Source organism: Oceaniglobus indicus (assembly GCF_002751875.1).
Classification (GTDB): domain Bacteria; phylum Pseudomonadota; class Alphaproteobacteria; order Rhodobacterales; family Rhodobacteraceae; genus Oceaniglobus; species Oceaniglobus indicus.
Genome location: NZ_NMZM01000010.1, coordinates 79,523 through 100,355 on the forward strand (window position 1 = coordinate 79,523; position 20,833 = coordinate 100,355).

Annotated in this window: 20 protein-coding genes; 8 read left to right on the forward strand and 12 right to left on the reverse strand. The window is 65.4% G+C overall.

Annotated elements, in window-relative coordinates:
* Positions 1-9 precede the first annotated feature (9 nt).
* The 3 genes from CFP68_RS15130 to CFP68_RS15140 are packed head-to-tail and all read left to right on the forward strand — an operon-like array spanning position 10 to position 3,787.
* Positions 10-957, forward strand: coding sequence for an ABC transporter permease (locus CFP68_RS15130; protein ID WP_099827768.1), 948 nt, complete (start codon positions 10-12; stop codon positions 955-957).
* A complete protein-coding gene (locus CFP68_RS15135; RefSeq protein ID WP_099827769.1) occupies positions 954-2,837 on the forward strand; it encodes a dipeptide/oligopeptide/nickel ABC transporter permease/ATP-binding protein in 1,884 nt (627 codons plus the stop codon). Before CFP68_RS15130 ends, CFP68_RS15135 begins: the two co-directional genes overlap by 4 nt.
* Positions 2,834-3,787, forward strand: a complete 954-nt coding sequence (locus CFP68_RS15140; RefSeq protein ID WP_099827770.1) for an ABC transporter ATP-binding protein — start codon at positions 2,834-2,836, stop codon at positions 3,785-3,787. Before CFP68_RS15135 ends, CFP68_RS15140 begins: the two co-directional genes overlap by 4 nt.
* A gap of 33 nt (positions 3,788-3,820) precedes the next feature.
* On the opposite strand, the gene CFP68_RS15145 is transcribed toward CFP68_RS15140, so the two are convergent.
* The 7 genes from CFP68_RS15145 to CFP68_RS15175 all read right to left on the reverse strand — a co-directional run bounded on the left by CFP68_RS15145 (position 3,821) and on the right by CFP68_RS15175 (position 10,532).
* The gene (locus CFP68_RS15145) at positions 3,821-4,675 is read right to left on the reverse strand and encodes a mechanosensitive ion channel family protein (protein ID WP_099827771.1); all 855 of its coding nucleotides are present in this window, start codon (positions 4,673-4,675) and stop codon (positions 3,821-3,823) included.
* The gene (locus tag CFP68_RS15150; RefSeq protein ID WP_099827772.1) at positions 4,672-4,968 is read right to left on the reverse strand and encodes a 4a-hydroxytetrahydrobiopterin dehydratase; all 297 of its coding nucleotides are present in this window, start codon (positions 4,966-4,968) and stop codon (positions 4,672-4,674) included. The genes CFP68_RS15145 and CFP68_RS15150 overlap by 4 nt, the downstream gene beginning before the upstream one ends.
* Positions 4,965-6,149: a GNAT family N-acetyltransferase gene (locus CFP68_RS15155; protein ID WP_099827773.1), complete on the reverse strand. Its 1,185-nt coding sequence runs from the start codon at positions 6,147-6,149 to the stop codon at positions 4,965-4,967. Before CFP68_RS15155 ends, CFP68_RS15150 begins: the two co-directional genes overlap by 4 nt.
* Positions 6,150-6,217: 68 nt before the next feature.
* Positions 6,218-6,979, reverse strand: coding sequence for a glycerophosphodiester phosphodiesterase family protein (locus CFP68_RS15160; RefSeq protein WP_099827774.1), 762 nt, complete (start codon positions 6,977-6,979; stop codon positions 6,218-6,220).
* Positions 6,976-7,437, reverse strand: a complete 462-nt coding sequence (locus CFP68_RS15165) for a RidA family protein (protein WP_099827775.1) — start codon at positions 7,435-7,437, stop codon at positions 6,976-6,978. The genes CFP68_RS15160 and CFP68_RS15165 overlap by 4 nt, the downstream gene beginning before the upstream one ends.
* 31 nt (positions 7,438-7,468) lie before the next feature.
* A complete protein-coding gene (locus tag CFP68_RS15170) occupies positions 7,469-8,776 on the reverse strand; it encodes an HlyD family type I secretion periplasmic adaptor subunit (protein ID WP_099827776.1) in 1,308 nt (435 codons plus the stop codon).
* 13 nt (positions 8,777-8,789) lie between these two features.
* Positions 8,790-10,532 (reverse strand): type I secretion system permease/ATPase, encoded by a 1,743-nt coding sequence (locus CFP68_RS15175; protein ID WP_099827777.1) that lies wholly within the window; start codon positions 10,530-10,532, stop codon positions 8,790-8,792.
* Between the two features lie 223 nt (positions 10,533-10,755).
* On the opposite strand from CFP68_RS15175, the gene CFP68_RS15180 reads away from it, so the two are divergent.
* A complete protein-coding gene (locus CFP68_RS15180) occupies positions 10,756-11,187 on the forward strand; it encodes a hypothetical protein (protein ID WP_099827867.1) in 432 nt (143 codons plus the stop codon).
* A gap of 9 nt (positions 11,188-11,196) precedes the next feature.
* On the opposite strand, the gene CFP68_RS15185 is transcribed toward CFP68_RS15180, so the two are convergent.
* Complete coding sequence (locus CFP68_RS15185) at positions 11,197-13,407, reverse strand: transglycosylase domain-containing protein (RefSeq protein WP_099827778.1); 2,211 nt, start codon at positions 13,405-13,407, stop codon at positions 11,197-11,199.
* A gap of 259 nt (positions 13,408-13,666) precedes the next feature.
* On the opposite strand from CFP68_RS15185, the gene CFP68_RS15190 reads away from it, so the two are divergent.
* Complete coding sequence (locus CFP68_RS15190) at positions 13,667-14,005, forward strand: P-II family nitrogen regulator (RefSeq protein ID WP_099827779.1); 339 nt, start codon at positions 13,667-13,669, stop codon at positions 14,003-14,005.
* A 33-nt stretch (positions 14,006-14,038) separates the two neighbouring features.
* Positions 14,039-15,376, forward strand: a complete 1,338-nt coding sequence (locus CFP68_RS15195; RefSeq protein WP_099827780.1) for an ammonium transporter — start codon at positions 14,039-14,041, stop codon at positions 15,374-15,376.
* A 116-nt stretch (positions 15,377-15,492) separates the two neighbouring features.
* Here the strand turns inward: CFP68_RS15195 and CFP68_RS15200 are convergent, their stop codons facing one another.
* Together CFP68_RS15200 and CFP68_RS15205 are read right to left on the reverse strand one after the other, a co-directional pair.
* A complete protein-coding gene (locus CFP68_RS15200) occupies positions 15,493-16,248 on the reverse strand; it encodes a class II aldolase and adducin N-terminal domain-containing protein (RefSeq protein WP_099827781.1) in 756 nt (251 codons plus the stop codon).
* A gap of 103 nt (positions 16,249-16,351) precedes the next feature.
* Positions 16,352-17,344 (reverse strand): DNA topoisomerase IB, encoded by a 993-nt coding sequence (locus CFP68_RS15205; protein ID WP_099827868.1) that lies wholly within the window; start codon positions 17,342-17,344, stop codon positions 16,352-16,354.
* 154 nt (positions 17,345-17,498) lie between these two features.
* Here CFP68_RS15205 and CFP68_RS15210 point away from each other — a divergent pair, with 154 nt between their 5' ends.
* Both CFP68_RS15210 and CFP68_RS15215 read left to right on the forward strand, forming a co-directional pair.
* Positions 17,499-18,983, forward strand: coding sequence for an AMP nucleosidase (locus CFP68_RS15210; protein WP_169961483.1), 1,485 nt, complete (start codon positions 17,499-17,501; stop codon positions 18,981-18,983).
* Between the two features lie 204 nt (positions 18,984-19,187).
* A complete protein-coding gene (locus tag CFP68_RS15215; RefSeq protein WP_099827782.1) occupies positions 19,188-19,475 on the forward strand; it encodes an HU family DNA-binding protein in 288 nt (95 codons plus the stop codon).
* A gap of 105 nt (positions 19,476-19,580) precedes the next feature.
* On the opposite strand, the gene CFP68_RS15220 is transcribed toward CFP68_RS15215, so the two are convergent.
* Together CFP68_RS15220 and CFP68_RS15225 are read right to left on the reverse strand one after the other, a co-directional pair.
* Entirely contained in the window at positions 19,581-20,285 is a 705-nt protein-coding gene (locus CFP68_RS15220; RefSeq protein WP_099827783.1) for a response regulator, read from the reverse strand.
* A complete protein-coding gene (locus CFP68_RS15225) occupies positions 20,282-20,785 on the reverse strand; it encodes a MarR family winged helix-turn-helix transcriptional regulator (protein WP_099827784.1) in 504 nt (167 codons plus the stop codon). Before CFP68_RS15225 ends, CFP68_RS15220 begins: the two co-directional genes overlap by 4 nt.
* Positions 20,786-20,833 lie beyond the last annotated feature (48 nt).

Consider the following 20,833-nt stretch of genomic DNA (forward strand, 5'->3'; position numbering starts at 1 on the left):
GGGGGCAATATGACCGGCTATATCCTGAAGCGGCTGTTGTCGGCGATCCCGGTGCTTCTGGGGATCACCGTGATCGTCTTTCTGATCATGGCGCTGATCCCGGGCGATCCGGCGACGGCGATCCTGGGCTCCTATGCCACGCCCGAAAACGTCGAAAAGCTGAACCGCGACCTGGGCTTGGACAAGACCCTGGTGCAGCAGTATTTCATCTGGCTCGGCAACATGGTGCAGGGCGATTTCGGCACCAGTTTCGCGCTGAACCGTCCCGTGCTGGACGAGGTGATCGAACGCTTCAACGGCACGCTGATCCTGGCCGGAACGGCGTTCGTGCTGTGCGCCGTCTTCGGCGTGATCGCCGGGGTTCTGTCGGCCGCCAACCAATACGGCTGGGGCGACAAGGCGATCACCTTTGTCGTGCTGCTGGGCATCTCGATCCCGTCGTTCTTCCTCGGGATGATGATGATCCTGCTGTTCGCGGTGAACCTTCGGTGGTTTCCCGTCTCGGGCATGTGGCCGATCTATGGCACGCGCGATATCTGGGCGCTGCTGGCGCATCTGACCCTGCCTGCGATCTGTCTTGCCGTCGTTGCCACGGGCGTCGTCGCGCGCCTGTCCCGCTCGGCCATGCTGGAGGTGCTGCGCCAGGATTTCATCCGCACGGCCCGCGCCAAGGGGGTCCATGAACGCGGCGTGATCTGGCGCCATGCCCTGCGCGCCGCGATGGTGTCGATCATCCCGGTGCTGGGCATCCAGGCCGGGTTCGTGCTGTCCGGCGCCGTCTATATCGAGATCGTGTTCCAGTGGCCCGGCGTCGGGCGGATGCTGGTCGATGCGATCCTGAAGCGCGACATCCTGCTGGTGCAGGGCGGGGTCGTCTTCGTCGCCGCCTGCTATGTGCTGTTCAACATCGCGGTGGACGTGGCGCAAAGCCTGCTGGACCCGAGGATCAAGACATGACCGCGTTCCTGAAACTCCTGGCGCGCAACCGTCTGGCGCTGGCCGGCGGGATCGTGTTGTCGGTCGTCGTGGTTCTGGCAGTGCTGACGCCGCTTCTGCCGCTGCCAGATCCGGATGTGACCAACACGTCGAACCGCTATGTCAGGCCGTTCAGCGGCGGCACGATCCTCGGCACCGATCATCTGGGGCGCGACCTTCTGGCGCGTCTGATGTGGGGCACGCGCCTGTCGCTGGCCGTGGGGTTTGCCGCCGCCATCGTCGCCGCCACCATCGGCGCGGCCATCGGCATCATCGCCGGGTTCTATGGCGGGCGCACCGACAACATCATCATGCGCGGTGTCGATATGCTGATGGCGTTTCCCTATATCCTTCTGGCGCTGGCCATTGTCGCGGCGCTTGGCCCCGGTTTGCTGAACGCGCTGATCGCGGTGGCAGCGGTGAACGTGCCGTTCTTCGCGCGCAACATCCGTGGCATCACCGTCGGCATCGCCCACAAGGAGTTCGTCGACGCGGCGCGCCTTGCGGGGTTGTCGAACACCCGGATCATCCTGTCGGAAATCCTGCCCAATGTCGTGCCGGTGATCGTCATCGCCATGTCCACCACCATCGGCTGGATGATCCTGGAAACCGCCGGGCTGTCGTTTCTGGGCCTCGGCTCGCAACCGCCACAGGCCGATCTCGGTTCGATGCTGGGCGAGGCGCGCTCGGCGCTGATCACCAATCCGCATACGTCCATCGTGCCGGGGGTGATGATCCTGATCATCGTCATGTCGATCAACCTGCTGGGCGACGGAATCCGCGACGCACTGGACCCCCGGCTGAAATCCGGCGCCCTGTCGCGCCCCATGGCGGCGACGCGGGTGGCGCGGGACGGCCCCGTGCCACAGCCCACCGGCGCGGGCCTGCTGGAGGTTCAACAGCTTGAAACCCAGTTCCACGTCAAGGATCGCATCTATCGCGCGGTCGGCGGTGTCGATCTGGCGGTGAAGCCGGGCGAATGTCTGGGCATCATCGGCGAATCCGGCTCGGGCAAATCGGTCACCGCGCTGTCGGTCATGGGGCTGGTCGCCTCGCCTCCCGGCGTGATCACCGGCGGGGCGGCGCATTACGACGGCGCCGACCTGATCGGTGCGCCCTATCGCAAGCTGCGGCAGATGCGCGGCAACAAGGTTGCGTACATCTTCCAGGATCCGCTGGCCACGCTGCATCCGCTGTACCGCGTCGGCGACCAATTGATCGAGGCGATCCGCGCCCACCGGCCGATTTCAAACGAAGACGGCCGCGCCAAGGCGATTGAGCTGCTCGACTCGGTGCGCATCCCCAACGCCGAAAGCCGCATCCGCGACTATCCGCACGAGATGTCGGGCGGGATGCGCCAGCGGGTCGGCATCGCCATGGCGCTGGCCAATGATCCCGACATCATCATCGCCGACGAACCGACGACCGCGCTGGATGTCACCGTGCAGGCACAGATCCTGTCGCTGCTGGACGATCTGCGCCGGTCGCGCGGGTTGGCCATCGTGTTCATCACCCACGATTTCGGCGTCGTCGCACAACTGTGCGATCGCGTGGCGGTGATGTACGCGGGCCGCATCGTCGAGGAAGGGCCGACCGCCGCAATCCTGGACACGCCGGTGCATCCCTATACCGCGAAACTGATGGCCTGCGTGCCCGAACTGGGTGCGGGCAAACGGCGGTTGGCGGCGATTCCGGGCCTGCCGCCCGCGGTGGACAAGTTGCCGAAGGGCTGTGCCTTCGCCGACCGCTGCCACCGCGTTCAGGACGATTGTCGCGCGCAGGATATCGCCCTGCGCCGCGACGGTGGGCGCGCCGTGCGCTGCATCCATCCCGAAACGCCGCTGACGAAGGCCATCGCATGACCGCCGCATTGCAACTGACCGATCTGTCCAAGACGTTTCCCGTGGGCCGGTCCCTGTTCGGGTCCGCCACGGGCCATGTCCGCGCCGTCAACCCGATCACCCTGACAGTGCCGCAGGGCGAAACGCTGGGCATCGTCGGCGAATCGGGATGTGGGAAATCCACCTTGGCGCGGATGCTGGTGGGTCTGCTGTGGCCGACCACCGGGCGGATCGAAATCGACGGCGCGGCGCTGGACAATGCCGATCCGGCCGAGTTCGGCAAGCGGATCCAGTATGTGTTCCAGGACCCGATTTCGTCGCTGAACCCCCGAAAGACGATCCGCCAGATCATGGAAGCGCCGCTGAAACGCCTGCACGGCATGAAGCGCCCCGAGCGCGAGGCCCGCATCGCCGAAATCTTCGACAGCGTGAACCTGCGTGAAGAATTCCTCGACCGCTATCCGCACGAATTTTCCGGCGGCCAGGCCCAGCGCATCGGCATCGCCCGTGCGCTGGCCGCGAATGCGCGGATCCTGATCCTGGACGAACCTGTGTCGGCGCTGGACGTGTCGGTGCAGGCGCAGGTGCTGAACCTGCTGGCCGACCTGAAGACCGAATTCGACCTGACCTATCTGTTCATCTCGCACGATCTGGCCGTGGTCGAGGCGGTGTCGGACCGCATCGCGGTGCTGTATTTCGGATCGGTGGTCGAACTCGGACCGGCCGAACGGATCTTTGCCCAGCCCCGTCACCCCTATACCAAACTGCTGGCCGACAGTGCCCCGGTGGTTGGCCGCCCGCTGACCGCCCCCGAAGCGGCCGGGAGCGAGCTTCCCGATCCGCTGAACCCGCCAAAGGGCTGCGCCTTTGCCGCAAGGTGCCCCCGCGCGACCGACCGGTGCCGCGCCGAGGTGCCGCATCTCGAGGATCGGGGTGGAACCCGGGTGGCCTGCTTTCATCCGCTGGATTGATCGCGGGCCCGCCCGGGCTTCAGGTGGCGAAGGTCACAGCGCCTCGTTCGGCATGAAGACGGTGCGCGTCGGGAACGGAATGTCGATTCCGGCCTCGTCCATCGCCTCTTTCACCTTGCGCGTCATGTCGGCCTGATAGGCGAAGGCCACGGCATTGTCGCACCACACCCGCACCAGGAAATCGACCGAGGATTCGTTCAGCGACTTGACCTGGATGAACGGTTCGGGGTCCGCCTTGGACCGGGGATCGTCCATGATGGTGTTCAGGATCACCTCTTCGGCGTGCTTCAGGTTGGTGCCGTAGCTGACGCCGAACGTCCATTCCGCACGGCGCATGGGATAGACCGAATAATTGGTGATGGTGTTGCCCCACACTTCCTTGTTGGGGATGATGATCTGGACGTTCGCGATCGACGCCAGTTCGGTGAAGTTCAGCGAGATTTCCTTGACCGTGCCGTTCTGGCCATTCACCTCGACGAAATCGCCGACCTTGATGGGGCGAAAGAAGATCAGCATCACACCGGCGGCAACGTTGGCCAGCGTGCCCTGAAGCGCCAGGCCGATGGCAAGACCGGCCGCACCGAAGACGGCGACGACCGACGTGGTCTGAATGCCGAAGGTGTTGAGAACGAACAGGAACGTGAAGGCCAGGATCGCATAGCGCACGATGTTGCCGAGGAACGAGAACAGCGTCACGTCCAGATGGGCATTGCGCCCGCCAATCCCGGTGATCCGGCGCATGGCCCAGCCGGACAGGATGAAGCCGACGAACAGGATCAGCACCGCCGCCAGCACATCCCCGAGGACCGACACAAGCAGTTCCAGCGACAGAAGATCGCCAAGGCTGCGGTCATTCAGGATCGGCGTTGTCAGGATTTCCTCGATCATGCCACCAGCCCCTCCATGCAGTTCGCCAATTTGATGTCCTGCATGGTCACCCCATCCGCATCATGGGTGGTCAGCGTGACGTTCACCGTCTTGTAGACGTTCGACCATTCGGGATGGTGGTTCATCTTTTCCGCATGGATCGCGGCACGGGTCATGAAGCCGAACGCGTCGACAAAGTTCGCGAAGGCGAAGATCTTCGAGATCGCGGTGCCGTCGTGATTCTCGCTCCAGCCCGCGTCCAGCAGGGGCTTCAGTTCACTTTCGCGTTCCGCATCGGTCAGTAAGTTGCTCATTCGTCCTCGCTCGTTGTTTTCCGGAACGGGCCATAGCCGGTCAGCACTTCGATTTCGTCGTCCACCGCCGCCCGTTCGGCATCCAGATACTCGCCCACCGCCGATGCAAAGCCGGGATCGGCGATCCAGTGCAGCGAATGCGTCGGCGTCGGCAGATAGCCGCGCGCCAGCTTATGTTCGCCCTGCGCGCCCGCTTCAACCCGTCGCATTCCATGGGCGATGGCGTAATCGATGGCGCGGTAATAGCAGAGTTCGAAATGCAGGCAGGGGTGATCCTCGACACAGCCCCAATAGCGCCCGAACAGGGTATCGCGCCCGATCACGTTCAGCGCACCGGCCACGGGGCGGTCGCCGTCCATGGCGAACACCAGCAGGATATCGTCGCGCAACCGTTCCTGCGCGATGTGGAAAAAGCGCCGTGTCAGATAGGGCGTGCCCCATTTGCGCGCGCCGGTGTCTTGGTAGAACGCCCAGAAGGCATCCCAGTGGTGCGGCCGGATCGCGTCGCCTGTCAATTCGACGATGTCGCCGCCGAAGGCCTGCGCGGTGGCGCGTTCCTTGCGGATGTTCTTGCGCTTGCGCGACGACAGGTCGGCCAGGAAGGCATCGAAGTCAGCATATCCGCGGTTCAGCCAGTGAAACTGTTGCCCGGTGCGCGGCATCAGCCCGATCTCGGCGCCCGCCGCCACCTCGGCCTCGGTGCAAAAGGTGACGTGCAGCGACGACAGGTCGTTCTGCGTCGCAAGCTGGACCGCGCCCTGCACCAGCGCCGCGATGCCGGTTTCGAAATGGCCGGGACGGGTCAGGAACCGCCGCCCCGTGGCGGGGGTGAAGGGCACCGCGATCTGCAACTTGGGGTAATAGCTGCCGCCGGCCCGCTCGAACGCATGGGCCCAGTTGTGATCGAAGATGTATTCGCCCTGGCTGTGCCCCTTGGCATAGAGGGGCGCGCAGGCGATCACCTCGCCGTCGGCCCGGGCCACCAGATACCGGGGTTGCCAGCCGGTGCCGGGACCCACCGATCCGCTGTCCTCGATCGCCTTCAGGAAACGGTGGGTGGTGAACGGGTCGATGGCGCGCCCCCCGTCGGCCGTTTCGGGGCAGGCACAGGCATCCCAATCCTGCGCGCTGACCTGATCCAGCGTGGTCAGCACGTTCAGTTCGATCTGCGTCTCGCTCATCTTCCGGGCCAATCTGGGGTCAATCGCATCAGACGTGGCCCCGCGATACCGTTTTTCAAGGCAGCGCGTCAGGTCAGCGGCGCGGCATAGCCTTCGAAGGTGATGTTGTCGGCGATCCGCCGGGCGTCGGCCTCGGCCTCGGGCGTGCGGATCGTCCAGCACAGGATCAGGGCGCCCTGCGCCTTCAACTCGGCCACCCGGGGACGGGCCAAATCGCGTGCGTCATGGCTGATGAACGACGCGCCGACCGTGTCGAACATCGCGATCTCGGCGTGGTTGGCCAGACGCGCGGGCGGCGCGTTCCAGTCTTCGGGCCGGAACGCACAGGTGGTCAGCCCGCGCGGCACATCGGGCGCGGCCACCGCCAGTTCGGCAACGGCATGGGGGTTGAACGACATCACGGCCACCGGGCCGTCATAGCCGCGCAGGGCATCCGCCACCGCCTGTTCCAGCGGGCCGACCCGGGGGCCCAGCGCGCCATCCTGATCCTTGATCTCCACCAGCAGCGGCACCGCGCCGCCGACCTGGGTCAGCACGTCGGCCAGGGTCGGAATGGTTTCCGGCCCACCCGCAAGGGCGATGCCGGTCAGATCGGCGGCGTGGCGGGCGCGCACCGGGCCGCGCTCGCCGGTCATCCGGTCCAGCGTGGGGTCGTGAAACACCACGGCCTGTCCATCGGCCGTCAACTGCACGTCCAGTTCGATGCCGTACCCGGCATCGATGGCAGCCGCAAAGGCGGCGCGGCTGTTTTCGGGGCGCCCCGACGCCGCATCGTGATACCCGCGATGGGCCATGGGCACCTTGCGGAAACTGTCAGGAAGATCGGTCATCGGATTCGGAAGATACCCTCGATTTCGACGGCAACGCCCCGCGGCAGCGCAACCGCCCCCACAGCCGAGCGCGCATGCCGGCCCGCATCACCCAGCAGCTCGACCATCAGATCGGACGCGCCGTTGATGACCTTGGGCTGTTCGGTGAAATCGGCCGTGCAGTTCACGAACCCGGTCAGCTTGACCACCTGTTCGAGGCGCGACAGGTCACCGTCGCAGGCGGCACGGACCTGCGCCAGCAACGACAACGCGCAATGACGGGCGGCCTTTGCGCCATCCTCGATCGTCACGTCGGCCCCCAGCTTGCCGGTGATCAAGCCACCGGCGTCCTGCGAGATCTGTCCCGACACATACAGGGTCGTGCCGTCCGCGACGTAGGGGACGTAATTGGCGGCGGGCATCGGGGCGTCCGGCAGGCTCAGCCCCAGGTCGGTCAGGCGGTCTTCGATCTTTCCCATGGGGGATCCTCTTTCTGTCTGTTGTGCGGGATCAGCTTTCGCGGAAAGCCTTGGCGAAATAATCGGTCAGCGGTTTGACAAGATAGGCGATAGGCGCGCGGTCTTCGGTGCGCAGATACGCCTCGACCGGCATCCCCGGCAACAGGGTCAGCTTTTCGGGCAACTTGTCCAGCTCGCGGTCCTTCAGGCGGATCTCGACGCGATAGAACGACCCCTGCGAGGCCTCGTCGGTGAAGGCATCGGCGGAAATCTGCGTCACGGTGCCGAAAAACTCGGGGGTCGTGCGGGCATCGAAGGCGGAAAACCGCAGCACCACGTCCTGTCCCAGATAGATCTGATCCACGTTCGTCGCGCCGACACGGGCGGTGATCACCAGCGGTCTGTCCTGTGGCACGATATACAGCACCGGATCGGCCGGCCGGATCACCGAGCGTTCGGCGAACACCTGCATGCCATAAACGGCGCCCGACACGGGCGCCGTGATGTCCAGCCGGTTCAATTGTTCGATCAGCGCGCGGCGGCGTTCGGCCAGTTCCAGTTCGCGGTATTGCAAATCGCGGGTCTGGGTGATCGCCTCTTCGCGGCGGCGGGTGTCCAGCTTGAGGATCTCGAGGTCGATTTCGGTGATCCGTTCTTCAGCCTCGCCCGCGTTGGCCATCAACTCGCCCACCGTCCCGCGCAAGCGCGCGTCCTCGCGTTGCAGCGACAGGACGCGGCTGGCCTGGGCCAATCCCCGATCCAGCAGCGATTGCTGGTTCTTTAGTTCCTCGCCGATCAGCGCGATCTGCGTCTCAAGCGCTTCCTGCTGGGCGGTGATGCCCCGGATCTGGCTGGCGATCTGCAGCCGGCGCTGGCCCAGCTGTTCGACCTCGCCGGCGATCGATTCGACCCGCGCCTGAAACAGCCGCCGCTGTCCTTCGAGAAGTTCCAGAACCTCGGGGCGCGTGGCCGCGACTTCGACCAGTTCGGCCGGAAATGTCACGTCATCCCGGCCGTCACGTTCGGCAACATACCGGGCCTTGCGCGCCATCAGCTCGAACAGCTGCCCCTCGACCGTGGTCAGGTCCGATTGGAGCAGCGTCGGGTCGAGCCGCACAAGGGTATCACCGCGCGCCACGGTATCGCCCTCGCGCACGAGGATCTCCTCGACAACTCCGCCGTCGGGGTGCTGGACCACCTGCCGGTTGCTGTCGACCTCGATCTGCCCGGTTGCGATGACCGCACCCGAAAGCGTCGAAAGCGCGGCCCACGAGCCGAACCCCCCCACCAGGATCAGCAACGTCAGCAGACCGAAGATCACCGGCCTGCTGACCGACCAGTTGTTCTGCGACTCGCTCATCGGGCACCTGTTGTCATTGCACACCCGCCATGCGCGGCGGGGTCTTGGCGATTTCCTGGTGGTTCTGGACCATCTCGCGCAACACCTCGTCGCGCGGGCCGAAGGCGCGGCGCGCGCCCTGTTCCATGACCAGCAGCTTGTCGCATTCCTTGATGGCGGCCGGGCGGTGGGCCATGATCAGCACCGATTTCCCCTCGGCCTTCATCTGGCGGATCGATCCGTTCAACGCCTCGCTGCCCTCGTTGTCGAGGTTCGAGTTCGGCTCGTCCAGCACCAGCAGGACGGGATCGCCGAACATCGCGCGGGCCAGGCCGATCCGCTGGATCTGACCGCCCGACAGCATCCCTCCGGCCGGACTGACCAGCGTGTCGTAGCCATCGGGAAGTTTCAGGATCAGATCGTGCGCCGCGGCCTTTTTGGCGGCGGTGACGATGTCCTCGTCCTTGGCATCCGGCTGCAGGCGGGCGATGTTCTGGGCGATGGTGCCGTCGAACAATTGCACCCGCTGGGGCAGGTATCCGATGTGCTGGCCCAGGACGTCGGGTTCGTATTGATCCAGCGCGGCACCGTCCAGCCGGATCTTGCCACCGGAGGGCCGCCAGATGCCGACCAGCGCGCGCGCCAGCGTGGATTTGCCCGACGCCGAATGGCCGATGATGCCCACCGCCTCGCCGGGCTGGACGTCGAAGCTGACCATGCGCACCGCGGCCTGTTGCCCGCCCGGCGGAACGATGGTGACCTGGTTGACCGACAACAGCGCCCGCGGCCGCGGCAATGCGGTGCGCGGCGGCTCTTCCGGCACCATCGACAGCAGAACCGCCAGCCGGTTCCACCCCTCCATGGCGCGCTGCACCACCTGCCACTGGCCCAGCGCCAGGTCGATCGGGGCCAGGGCGCGGCCCATCAGGATCGATGCCGCGATCATCCCGCCCGGCGTCAGTTCCTGTTGCAGCACCAGGTAGGCGCCCAGCGCCAGCATCGTGGATTGCAGAAACAGGCGGAACGTCTTGGACGTGGCGGTGAAGCTGCCGCCAAGATCGCTGGCCGCCATCGTTTCCTCCAAAGATCCACCGCGCAGCTTTTGCCAGCGGGTGAAGGTCGACCCCTGCATCCCCAGCGAGCGGACCATCTCGGCCTCGACGCGGATCTGTTCAGCCATCCGTTCGGCGCGCATCGTCGCCTGGTTGGCACGCTGCACCGGCCCCTTGGTCATCACCTGATTCAGGATCGCGACGATCACCAGAAGGAACCCGCCGGCAATCGCCAGCATCCCCAGCCAGGGATGGAAAATCGTGATGCCGATCAGGAACACAGGCGTCCACGGCACGTCGAACAGCGCCGTCATCACCGGTGACGACAAAAACCGCTGAACGGCTTCGAGATCGCGCAGATTGTTCGACGCCGCCTCTTCCTTTTCGGGGGCGACGGCGGCCTTGCGGACCATTGCGGCGAACACCCGGCGGTCCAGCCGTGTCTGGAATTTCGCGCCGATGCGCGAAAGGATCCGGCCCCGGGCAAAATCCAGCATCCCCATCATCAGGAACAGGAACCCCATCAGGACGAAAAGCCCGACCAGCGTCGCCTCGGACCGGCTGCCCAGCACGCGGTCATAGACCTGCAGCATGAACAGCGGGCCAGTCAGCATCAACAGGTTCACGAAGAACGAGAATATGCCGACGATCCAGAACAGCTTGCGGCTTTCCGCACGTGTCTTGGCCAGTTCGTGCTGGCCTGCGGCCGTCTTCACCTGCTGCATTCTCGGCTCCGCTCCAGTGTCGTTCCGGCACACGCAAGGGTCATGGGACCGGCGGCCTTTCGAGCGTCAACATTGACGCAAGCGCCCCCCCCTTCGCAAGCCTCTTATCGCGCAGGCCGGTCCCTTTGCCCCGATCCGCTCCCAGGCCCGGCACATCGGGGGCTGTGCAGGTCGCAAAACACAGGATAAGCTTTCGCGCGACAACCGAAACGCGGGAATGAACATGGCGCATCACCACACGACGCGAAACCGGACAGCCGCACTGGCCGTCCTTGCGGGCGCGGCAATGCTTGCGGGCGGTGCCGTCGCCGGGCCGTTTGACGGGCTGTATCGGCCGGCGCCGACCTCGGACTGCACCATGGTCGGCGCCGATGGCGGCGCGATCCAGATCGAATCGGATGTCTTCACCGGTGTCGAAGCGTCCTGCACCATGCGGCGGCCGGTGAACGTGCGCGACATGGACGCCACTTTGTATGACATGGAATGCAGCGGCGAAGGCACCGAATGGACCCGTCGCGCCATGTTGATGAATGCCGCCGATGGCGGTCTGATCCTGGTCTGGGACGGCTTTGCCTTCAAATACGACCGCTGTCCGACAGACCCGGCCGCCGGCACCGTCACGACCGCTGACGACATCGGGCTGCCCGCCCAATAGGGCGCCGCATCAGTTCTGCGGCCGCCCCAGCAATCCACCCAGCACCTCGTTCAGGATCCGCTCGGCCATGTCTGGCTGTCGCGCGGGTTGGGCCGGCTGTTGCGGCACCGGTTGCGGCACGTTGCCCGAGGACGCGCCGTTGTCCTGATACGGCGCGGGCGCGGGCTGTGCCACGGGTGCGGGCGGCGGACGCATCGGCAGGGGATCGGCGGGCAGATCGGCCTCGATCCGGCTCATCACATCCTGCCAGATCTCGGCCGGAAGGCCACCGCCGGTGACGCCGGTCAACGGTGTGTTGTCATCATAACCCATCCAGACGCCGGTGACGTAATGCGCCGAAAAGCCAAGGAACCAAGCATCGCGCGCGGCCTGGGTCGTGCCGGTCTTGCCCGCCACCTCGCGCCCGGGAATCCGGGCCCGTGTCCCTGTGCCGCCCTCCACCACCTGATGCATCATCCAGGTCAGCTGTTCGGCCGCATCCTGCGAAATCACCCGCTCGCCCAGGCCGCCTTCCTGTCCGATCAGGGGCGTGTCGTCGCCTTTCAGGCGCAGCTCGCGCAGGCCATAGGGCCTGACCGAGGTGCCGCCGTTCAGGATCCCGGCATAAGCACCCGTCATCTCGATCAGGGTCGATTCAGATGCGCCCAGCGCCAGGGCCGGACCGGCGGCAAGATCGCTCTTGATGCCGAAATCCTCAGCCACGCGGCGCACGTTCTCGCGGCCCACCGCCTCGGCCACATGAATGGCCGGGATGTTCAGCGAGTATTTCAGCGCATCCGTCAGAGAGGCGCTGCCGCGGTATTTTCCGTCATAGTTCTTGGGCGACCACGCACCCGAGCCCGGAATCTGCATGGTCAGCGGTTCGTCCAGCACCCGGTCGTTGCCGGTATAGCCCAGCTCGAGCGCGGCGGCGAAGACGAAGGGTTTGAACGCCGATCCCGTCTGCCGGTTCGCCATGACGGCGCGGTTGAATTGACCCACGACGCCCTTGAAGCGGCGTCCGCCGACCATCGCGCGCACCGCGCCGTCGGCCGACATCACGACGATGGCCGCCTGCGCCTTGGACCCTTCGCGCACCTTGGTCTTGAAGATGTGATCCAGCGCCTCTTCGGCCGCGCGTTGCAGGCGCGCATCGAACGTCGTGCTCAGGATCACGTCCTCGGTGGTGTCGCGGGTCAGGAAATCGGGGCCGGTTTCCATGACCCAATCCGCGAAATATCCCCCGGCCCGCGCTTCGGCAGCCGCCGAAAGGGTGGCGGGGTTGGCGCGGGCCTCGGCCGCCTCGGCATTGGTGATATAGCCCTGCTCGGCCATCAGGCCGATGATCACGCGGGCGCGGTTTTGCGAACGTTCGAGGTCGTTGGTGGGTGCGAACCGCGACGGGGCCACCAGCAGCCCGGCCAGCATCGCCGCTTCGGCCGCATCGACCTTGGCTGCGGATTTTCCGAAATACCGTTGTGCCGCCGCGTCGAACCCCCGTGATCCGGCCCCCAGGAACGCCCGGTTGAGATAGATCGTCAGGATCTCGTCCTTGGTGTAACGCGCCTCCATCGCCATGGCATAGACGGCCTCGGTGATCTTGCGCCACAGCGACCCCTCGCGGCAATCGGCCTCGTAGGCGGCTTCGTCCTTCCATTCCGCGGGATCGAACGGCTGCCCCATGCACAACAGCTTGGCCGTCTGCTGCGTGATCGTCGAGCCGCCGTGACCCGACAGCGGCCCCCGACCTTCCGACAGGTTGATCTTGACCGCGCTTGCCACGCCGCGCGGCGACACTCCGAAATGGCGATAGAAGCGTTTGTCCTCGGTCGCGATGACGGCGTTCTTCAGATAGGGCGAAACACTGTCGGCCGTCAGCTGGCTGTATTGTTCGCCGCGCCACGCAAAGGTCCGCCCGTCGCGATCCAGCAAGGTCACCGACCCGCGCGCCCGCGCGTCCAGCAGGTTCTCGACCGGCGGCAAGGTGGTGTAATAATAGAACACGCCCAGACCGATCAGCAGGACGACAACGGCAGTCGACCGCCAGACCAGCAACCAGATCAGCGACAGGATCCAGCGCACCAGCGCCACCAGCCAGCCGATCGGCCCGCGCCGCACCTTGGTGCGCCGGCTCTTGGCCGCGCGGCGTGGTGTTGCCTTTGCCTTGGATTTCGCCGCCGGCTTGGCCTTGCGCCGACGATCCGCCACCAACGGCGGTCTTCTGTTGCCCGATCCGGCCATGCCTGTCCCCGATCCGTCTTGTTTTGCGCGACACTACAGTGCGCGGCCGCGGAAGTGGAGAGGCGAGCCGTTCAACTTTGCCTTTTCCCCACCGCCCAATTTTTAGCCCCGGCGGTGTGTATGTGCAAAAATTGTGCAATTCCGCCGAAAATCACATCGCCGATCCGGCCGCTTGCCTTGTGCGGCGCGGGGCGCGGCCGCCCTTTCGTTGCACAGACGCCGCGCAGGTCCAGCGCCGCGTGCAGGGAAAGGGACGACAGTGAAACTCATCATTGCGACGATAAAGCCGTTCAAGCTCGAGGAGGTCCGCCGGGCGCTGACCGCTGTCGGCGTGCGCGGCATGATGGTGACCGAAATCAAGGGGTTCGGGTCACAGTCAGGGCACACCGAAATCTATCGCGGCGCCGAATACGCCGTGAACTTCGTGCCGAAGATCAAGCTCGAGATCGTCGTGCCCGACACGATGGCCGACCAGGTCACCGACACCATCGCAACCGCGGCCCGGACCGCCAAGATCGGCGACGGCAAGATCTTCGTTCTCGACGTGGCCGCCGCCCTGCGCGTGCGCACGGGCGAAACCGATGACGACGCGCTTTGACGCGCGCTCCCCACAGCTAACAGAGAGATTGAGATGAAAAACCAGATCAGAACCGCGGGAGTGGCCACGGCGCTGTGTGCCCTTGCTCTGCCCGCACTGGCGCAGGACGCCGCCCCCGACACCACACCGCCCATGGCCGACATCGGCTATATCTTCACCACGTTCATGTTCCTCGTTGCCGGGTTCCTCGTGTTCTGGATGGCCGCCGGTTTCACGATGCTGGAAGCGGGACTCGTGCGCCAGAAGAACACGACGATGCAGCTGATGAAGAACGTGGCGCTGTTTTCCTTCGCGGCGGTGCTGTATTACCTCGTCGGCTACAACCTGATGTATCCGGGCGACGGCAACTGGATCGTCGAAGGCTGGATCGGCGCGTTTTCCCTGGCCGCGCTTGAGCCGGTCGGCCTTGCGGACACGGCGACGGATCTGACCTATGCCTCGGTCGGGTCGGATTTCTTCTTTCAGCTGATGTTCTGCGCCACCACCGCATCGATCGTGTCGGGCACCCTGGCCGAGCGGATCAAGCTGTGGCCGTTCCTGTTCTTCGTCATCGTGCTGACGGGCGTGATCTATCCGATCCAGGCATCGTGGAAGTGGGGCGGCGGATATCTGGACGCGCAGCTGGGCTTCCTCGACTTCGCCGGATCGACCGTGGTCCATTCGGTCGGGGGCTGGGCCGCGCTGGCCGGTGCGCTGATCCTCGGGCCGCGGCTGGGCAAGTACAAGGACGGACGGGTGCATCCGATGCCGGGCGCCAACCTGCCGCTGGCCACGCTGGGCACGTTCATCCTGTGGCTGGGCTGGTTCGGCTTCAACGGCGGATCGCAGCTCTATATGGATACCGCGGGCAATGTGGCCGACATCAGCCGGATCTTCGCCAACACGAACACGGCGGCGGCGGGCGGTGCGATCACCGCGCTGATCCTGACGCAGCTTCTGTATGGCAAGCCGGACCTGACGATGGTGCTGAACGGCGCACTGGCGGGGCTGGTGTCGATCACCGCCGAGCCGCTGATGCCGACCCTGGGTTCCGCCACGCTGATCGGGGCCGTTGGCGGGGCGATCGTGGTCTTCGCGGTGCCGTTCCTGGACCGGCTGAGGATCGATGACGTGGTCGGTGCCATTCCCGTCCACCTGTTCTGCGGCATCTGGGGCACGCTGGCGGTGCTGGCGACCAACCCCGATGCCACGGTCACGGGACAGGTTCTGTCGATCGTCATCGTTGGCGCCTTCGTCTTCGTCTGCAGCGCGGCGCTTTGGCTGGCGTTGCGGGCTGTCACCGGGATCCGGGTATCGGAAGAGGACGAGATCACCGGGCTGGATGTCGCCGAATTGGGCATGGAAAGCTATCCCGAGTTCTCGAAGGGCTGAGTTCGACAGCAAGACGGAAAGGCCCGGCGATGCATCCGGGCCTTTGCGTTGCGTGGATCGCGGGTGCGGGAGCGCTCCGCGCGGGAGTATTTCGATCGGTAAGAAGCCCGGCGCGCTCAGGACGCGTAGTTGGAGTTTTCCGCGTCCAGGATCGCCTTTAGTTCGGCGAGATGACGGATGTCCTGTTCGGGGTATTGTTCCAGCTCGCGCGCGGTCTTTTCCGCCACCGCGTCGGACAGGATACGCAGGGGCTGGCCGGTTTGCAGCGCGCGAATGTAGGTTTCGGCGGCGCGTTCGAAGTAATACAGCCGGTTGAAGGTTTCGGCCACGGTATCGCCGATGATCATCACGCCATGATTTCCCATCACCATGACCTTCTGTTTCGGGTCCGAAAAAAGCTGCGCGCAGCGCGCGCCTTCGTCCTCGAACGCCAGGCCGCCATAGTTCTCGTCGATCACCACGCGGTTGAAGAACGTCGCGCAGTTCTGATCGATGGGCGGCAGGCGGCTGTCGGCCAGAGACGCCAGAACCGTGGCGTGGATCGAATGGACATGCATGGCGCAGCGCGCATGGGCGCAGTGGCGGTGCAGGCCGCCATGCAGGCCCCATGCCGTGGGATCCGGCGCGTCCGGTCCGTTCAGCGTTTCGGGATCGTTGGCATCGACCACGATCAGGTCCGACGCCCGGATGCGCGAAAAGTGCATCTGGTTCGGGTTCATCAGGAACCGCGTGCCGTCGTCGCTGATGGCCAGCGAAAAGTGGTTTGCCACCGCCTCGTGCAGGTTCAGCCGGGCGGTCCAGCGGAAGGCCGCCGCCAGATCGACCCGTTCGGGCCAGTGGTCCATGTTCGGGCGCAGGTCGGTGACGGTCATCGCGGATACTCCGGTCAATCAAGGGGGCGGGCGCAGTGCAACAGCAGTGCCGCGCGGTGTCAATCGCCGGCCGGGGCGGGATGGCGCACCGCCGGGCCTGGGGTCAGGAACCGATCAGCTGCAACAGGGCGCGCTCGGGCTGGCGCAGACCACGGATCTCGGGAGCGGCAGCGAGCAGGCCCTGACGCTCGGCCGCGGAGACATCGGTCAGGGCCAGGACGTCGGGGTGGATATAGCTGTTGCGCGCGATGGCCGGGGTGTTCGACAGGCGTTCGGCGGCCCGTTCGGCCATCGCCTTGATCGTCAACCGGTCCTCGGCAAGGGCGGCTTCCATGGCGGCGACGCTGCCGTTCCAGGTGCGGAACGTCTTGGCCGTCAAGCCGGGCGTTTCCGCCAGATCGACCAGCCGCGCATTGACCGCCTCGGACGACACGTCATGCGAGGCCCCTTGATCGTCGATCCACGACACGAGCGTCGCCCCCGGCAGGTCGTCGAGCCGGTGCAGCACCCGTTGCAGCGTCGCATCGTGCAGCGTCCGGCGAACCTTCTTGCCACCCTTCGCGGTGTAATCGAAGGTCAGCGTATCTGTCTTTGCATCCAGTTCGACGTGCTTGCGCCGCAGGGTGGTGGCGCCGAAACTGCCGTTCTCGGCGGCGTATTCCGGCGTGCCGATGCGCAGCGACAGGCGGTCCAGCATCGCCAGCACCGCCGCGACGGCGAAATCGCGGCTGCCTGCATCGGTGTTGCGCAGATCGCGCGCGATGCACCGGCGGATCGCCGGCAACGCCGCGCCGAAGGCCGCGAGATCGGCGAACTTGCGGCGCGCGCGGTAATCCGTCCAGTCGGGGTGATAGCGGTATTGCTTGCGCGCGCGGTCGTCCTTGCCGGTGGCTTGCAGGTGACCGTTGACCTTGGGCGAGATCCAGACGTCGACATAGGCGGGCGGCACCGCCAGCGCGTTCAGCCGGGCGCGTTCGCTTTTGGCTTCGATCCGGGTGCCGTCGGGCGCGGTATAGGAAAAGCCGCGACCGGCCTTGCGGCGCTTGATGCCGGGGCGGGTGTCGGGGTAATAGATCAGGCCGGGAACATGGGGCACCTGCACCTCCGGGACGCGATGTGGCGGATTGTTGGAGAACGTCGATCGCCCGTCTGCCGTTCCACCCCGGGGGGCCGATTGTGCGGCGACCTTGTGGCGGGGCGGGTGGATCGACTAAGACCGGTCAAACGCCGCTCCGCCGAAAGGACACACCATGGCCCCGCTCAGCCAGAACCTGCCGCTGGTCACGCCCGATGCCCAGGCCCATGAAACGTTTCTGGATCCCGCCGCGGCCGTGACCCGCCTGCAGGAGCTTTACGCCGAGGCCTGCGCCTTTCTGGCCGCCGGTTTTTCCGAGATCGGCGAAGGGCGCACGCCCGAGGTCCGGTATCGCGCCTATTACCCCGAGATCCGGCTGACCACGACCAGCTTCGCCCGTGTCGACAGCCGGCTGAGCTTTGGGCATGTCGCGTCGCCCGGCACCTATTCGACCACGATCACCCGGCCCGATCTGTTCGCCCATTACCTGCGCCAGCAGATCGGCCTGCTGATCGACAACCACGGCACCGGCGTCGAGATCGGGCCCTCGATGACGCCGATGCCGGTGCATTTCGCCGTGGCGCGCGACGAAAGCGTCACGGTGCCCCATTCCGGCGCGCTGGATTTTCCGCTGCGCGACGTGTTCGACGTGCCGGATCTGGCCACCACGAACGATGACATCGTCAACGGTTTCGGCTTTCTGCATCCCGACGGGTCCGCCCCGCTGGCGCCGTTCACCGCCCAGCGCATCGATTATTCGCTGGCGCGGCTGGCGCATTATACCGCGACCCGCCCCGAGCATTTCCAGAACCACGTGCTGTTCACCAACTACCAGTTCTACATCGAGGAGTTCGAGGCCTACGCCCGCACCGTCCTGGGCGATCCGACCAGCGGCTATACCGCCTTCGTCGGGCCGGGAAACATCGAGATCACCGGGGCCGACGAAGACATGCCGACCCCCGCGAAGCTGCCGCAGATGCCCAGCTATCATCTGAAACGCAAGGACGGCGGCGGCATCACGCTGGTCAACATCGGGGTCGGCCCGTCCAATGCCAAGACCGCGACCGACCATATCGCCGTGCTGCGCCCCCATGCCTGGATCATGGTCGGCCATTGCGCCGGCTTGCGCAATTCACAGCAGCTGGGCGATTTCGTGCTGGCCCACGCCTATCTGCGCGAGGACAAGGTACTGGACGCCGATCTGCCGGTCTGGGTGCCGGTGCCGGCGCTGGCCGAAATCCAGATCGCTTTGGAAAAGGCGGTGGCCGGTGTCGCCGAGATGGAAGGGTTCGATCTGAAGCGGATCATGCGGACCGGCACCGTGGCCAGCGTCGACAACCGCAACTGGGAACTGCGCGAGCTGTCCGGCCCGGTGCAGCGCCTGTCGCAATCGCGCGCCATCGCACTGGACATGGAAAGCGCGACGATCGCCGCCAACGGTTTCCGCTTTCGGGTGCCTTATGGCACGTTGCTGTGCGTGTCAGATAAGCCGTTGCAGGGCGAATTGAAGCTGCCGGGGATGGCGTCGGACTTTTACCGCACCCAGGTCGCGCGCCATCTGCTGATCGGAATCCGCGCGCTGGAATCGCTGAACGGCATGCCGCTGGACCGGATCCATTCGCGCAAACTGCGCTCGTTCGAGGAAACGGCGTTCCTCTGAACCGGCGCGAATTGCGCCAAAACCGCCCCTTGCAGCGAAATCCGGGTGTCGCGACAGCATCATTCCGCCGAAAATCCACAGAAATCGGCCCGAAATCTCTAGTTTCGGTTCGATTTTCAACCGCCAGTCGTTGTGTCGCCCCGCTATATACCGTTAAATCCCGGCAATGCCCCCTAATCACCGGGCCAATTGAGGAGATCATACATGGCGAAACCGATGACCAAGACGCAACTCGTCGCCGCACTGGCCGAAGAGATGGATGCCGACAAGAAGACGGCAGGCACCGCGCTCGAGTCGATCATCAACATCATCACCCGCGAAGTGTCGGCCGGCGGCGCCGTGACCCTTCCCGGCGTCGGCAAGATCTATTGCCGCGAGCGCCCGGCGCGCATGGTCCGCAACCCCGCCACGGGCGAGCAGATGCCGAAGGATGCCGACAAGGTGGTCAAGATGACCATCGCCAAGGCCCTGAAGGACAGCGTGAACGAGTGATCGTTCGCCCCGCGCACGACAACAGGCCGCCCGGTGGGCGGTCTTTTTCGTTGTGCCGACAAAATCCCGGCCCCAACCCGGGGCCGACGCAACACGGCCCCACGGTCAGTCGGGTGCCAGAAGATACCCCGCCCCGCGCACGGTCTGAAGGTATCGCGGCTGTTTCGGATCGCTTTCGATCTTGCGACGCAGCCGGGTGATCTGAACATCCACGGCCCGTTCCTGGCTCTGGCCGCCGCCGCGACCAAGATCGTCGACCAGTTGTGCGCGGCTGATCGGGGTGTCGGTGGCAGCGGCGAAAATCTTCATCAACTGCGATTCCGTGGCCGTCAGCCGCAGGATCGAATCCCCCTGCCACATCTCGCCCCGCTCGATGTCATAGCGGATGTCGCCCAGATACAGCACCTTGGGCGTGTCCGGCGCAACAGGCTCTGCCGGCACACGCCGCAGGATCGCATTGATCCGCAACAACAGTTCTTTCGGCTCGAACGGTTTGGCGAGGTAGTCGTCGGCGCCCGCTTCCAGCCCGCTGATCCGGTCGCCGGTTTCGCTTTTGGCGGTCAACAACAGGATCGGCACGGTCATGGTTTCGCGCAATGCCGCCGTCAGCGAGATTCCGTCTTCACCGGGCATCATCACGTCCAGCACGATCAGGTCGAAATCCAACCCTTCCAGAAGCCGGCGCGCGTGCGCCGCGTCCCGCGCCGCCGACACGAAGAATCCGTGACGGACCAAGAACTTCTGCAACAATTGGCGGATACGCTCGTCGTCATCGACGATCAGAAGGTGCAGGTCGGACGGCGCGGTCATGGTGTTTTTTCCTCGGCGGGCGGCAGGAACTGGCGGCGCTGGTCCGCGTCCATCATCGCCTCCAGAACCCGGCGAAAGCCAAGCACGGCCTCGGGACCGGCGGCACGATAGGCGGCGCGCACCCGCCTGGCCTGAACCTCGGACAGGGTCTGTTCCAGGTCCTGGCCCCGTTCGGTCAGATGCAGGTGACGCTCGCGCTTGTCCCGCGTGCCGACGCGGCTGTCCACCAAGCCGTCATCGATCAGGCTGCGCAGCACACGGTTCAGCGATTGCTTGGTCACGCCGAGGATCCCCAGAAGGTTGTTCACCGTCGTGCCGGGAAAGCGGTTGATGAAGTGCAAAGCGCGGTGGTGGGCGCGGCCATAGCCGTGTTCGGCAAGGATCCGGTCGGGATCGGCGGTGAAGCCGCGATAGGCGAAATACATCGCCTCGATGCCACGGCGCAGTTGTTCATCCGTCAGGAACAGAAGCGTCTCGGGTCCGGGTCTTTGTCCGCCCATCGGGTGATCCTTTCGTCTCTGCCCATGTCCTGATCACACTTTATGTCA

Coding starts and splice junctions, on each gene's coding strand:
- CFP68_RS15130 (WP_099827768.1), top strand. CDS start 10: ATGACCGGCTATATCCTGAAGCGGCTGTTGTCGGCGATCCCGGTGCTT.
- CFP68_RS15135 (WP_099827769.1), top strand. CDS start 954: ATGACCGCGTTCCTGAAACTCCTGGCGCGCAACCGTCTGGCGCTGGCC.
- CFP68_RS15140 (WP_099827770.1), top strand. CDS start 2,834: ATGACCGCCGCATTGCAACTGACCGATCTGTCCAAGACGTTTCCCGTG.
- CFP68_RS15145 (WP_099827771.1), bottom strand. CDS start 4,675: ATGATCGAGGAAATCCTGACAACGCCGATCCTGAATGACCGCAGCCTT.
- CFP68_RS15150 (WP_099827772.1), bottom strand. CDS start 4,968: ATGAGCAACTTACTGACCGATGCGGAACGCGAAAGTGAACTGAAGCCC.
- CFP68_RS15155 (WP_099827773.1), bottom strand. CDS start 6,149: ATGAGCGAGACGCAGATCGAACTGAACGTGCTGACCACGCTGGATCAG.
- CFP68_RS15160 (WP_099827774.1), bottom strand. CDS start 6,979: ATGACCGATCTTCCTGACAGTTTCCGCAAGGTGCCCATGGCCCATCGC.
- CFP68_RS15165 (WP_099827775.1), bottom strand. CDS start 7,437: ATGGGAAAGATCGAAGACCGCCTGACCGACCTGGGGCTGAGCCTGCCG.
- CFP68_RS15170 (WP_099827776.1), bottom strand. CDS start 8,776: ATGAGCGAGTCGCAGAACAACTGGTCGGTCAGCAGGCCGGTGATCTTC.
- CFP68_RS15175 (WP_099827777.1), bottom strand. CDS start 10,532: ATGCAGCAGGTGAAGACGGCCGCAGGCCAGCACGAACTGGCCAAGACA.
- CFP68_RS15180 (WP_099827867.1), top strand. CDS start 10,756: ATGGCGCATCACCACACGACGCGAAACCGGACAGCCGCACTGGCCGTC.
- CFP68_RS15185 (WP_099827778.1), bottom strand. CDS start 13,407: ATGGCCGGATCGGGCAACAGAAGACCGCCGTTGGTGGCGGATCGTCGG.
- CFP68_RS15195 (WP_099827780.1), top strand. CDS start 14,039: ATGAAAAACCAGATCAGAACCGCGGGAGTGGCCACGGCGCTGTGTGCC.
- CFP68_RS15200 (WP_099827781.1), bottom strand. CDS start 16,248: ATGACCGTCACCGACCTGCGCCCGAACATGGACCACTGGCCCGAACGG.
- CFP68_RS15210 (WP_169961483.1), top strand. CDS start 17,499: ATGGCCCCGCTCAGCCAGAACCTGCCGCTGGTCACGCCCGATGCCCAG.
- CFP68_RS15215 (WP_099827782.1), top strand. CDS start 19,188: ATGGCGAAACCGATGACCAAGACGCAACTCGTCGCCGCACTGGCCGAA.
- CFP68_RS15220 (WP_099827783.1), bottom strand. CDS start 20,285: ATGACCGCGCCGTCCGACCTGCACCTTCTGATCGTCGATGACGACGAG.
- CFP68_RS15225 (WP_099827784.1), bottom strand. CDS start 20,785: ATGGGCGGACAAAGACCCGGACCCGAGACGCTTCTGTTCCTGACGGAT.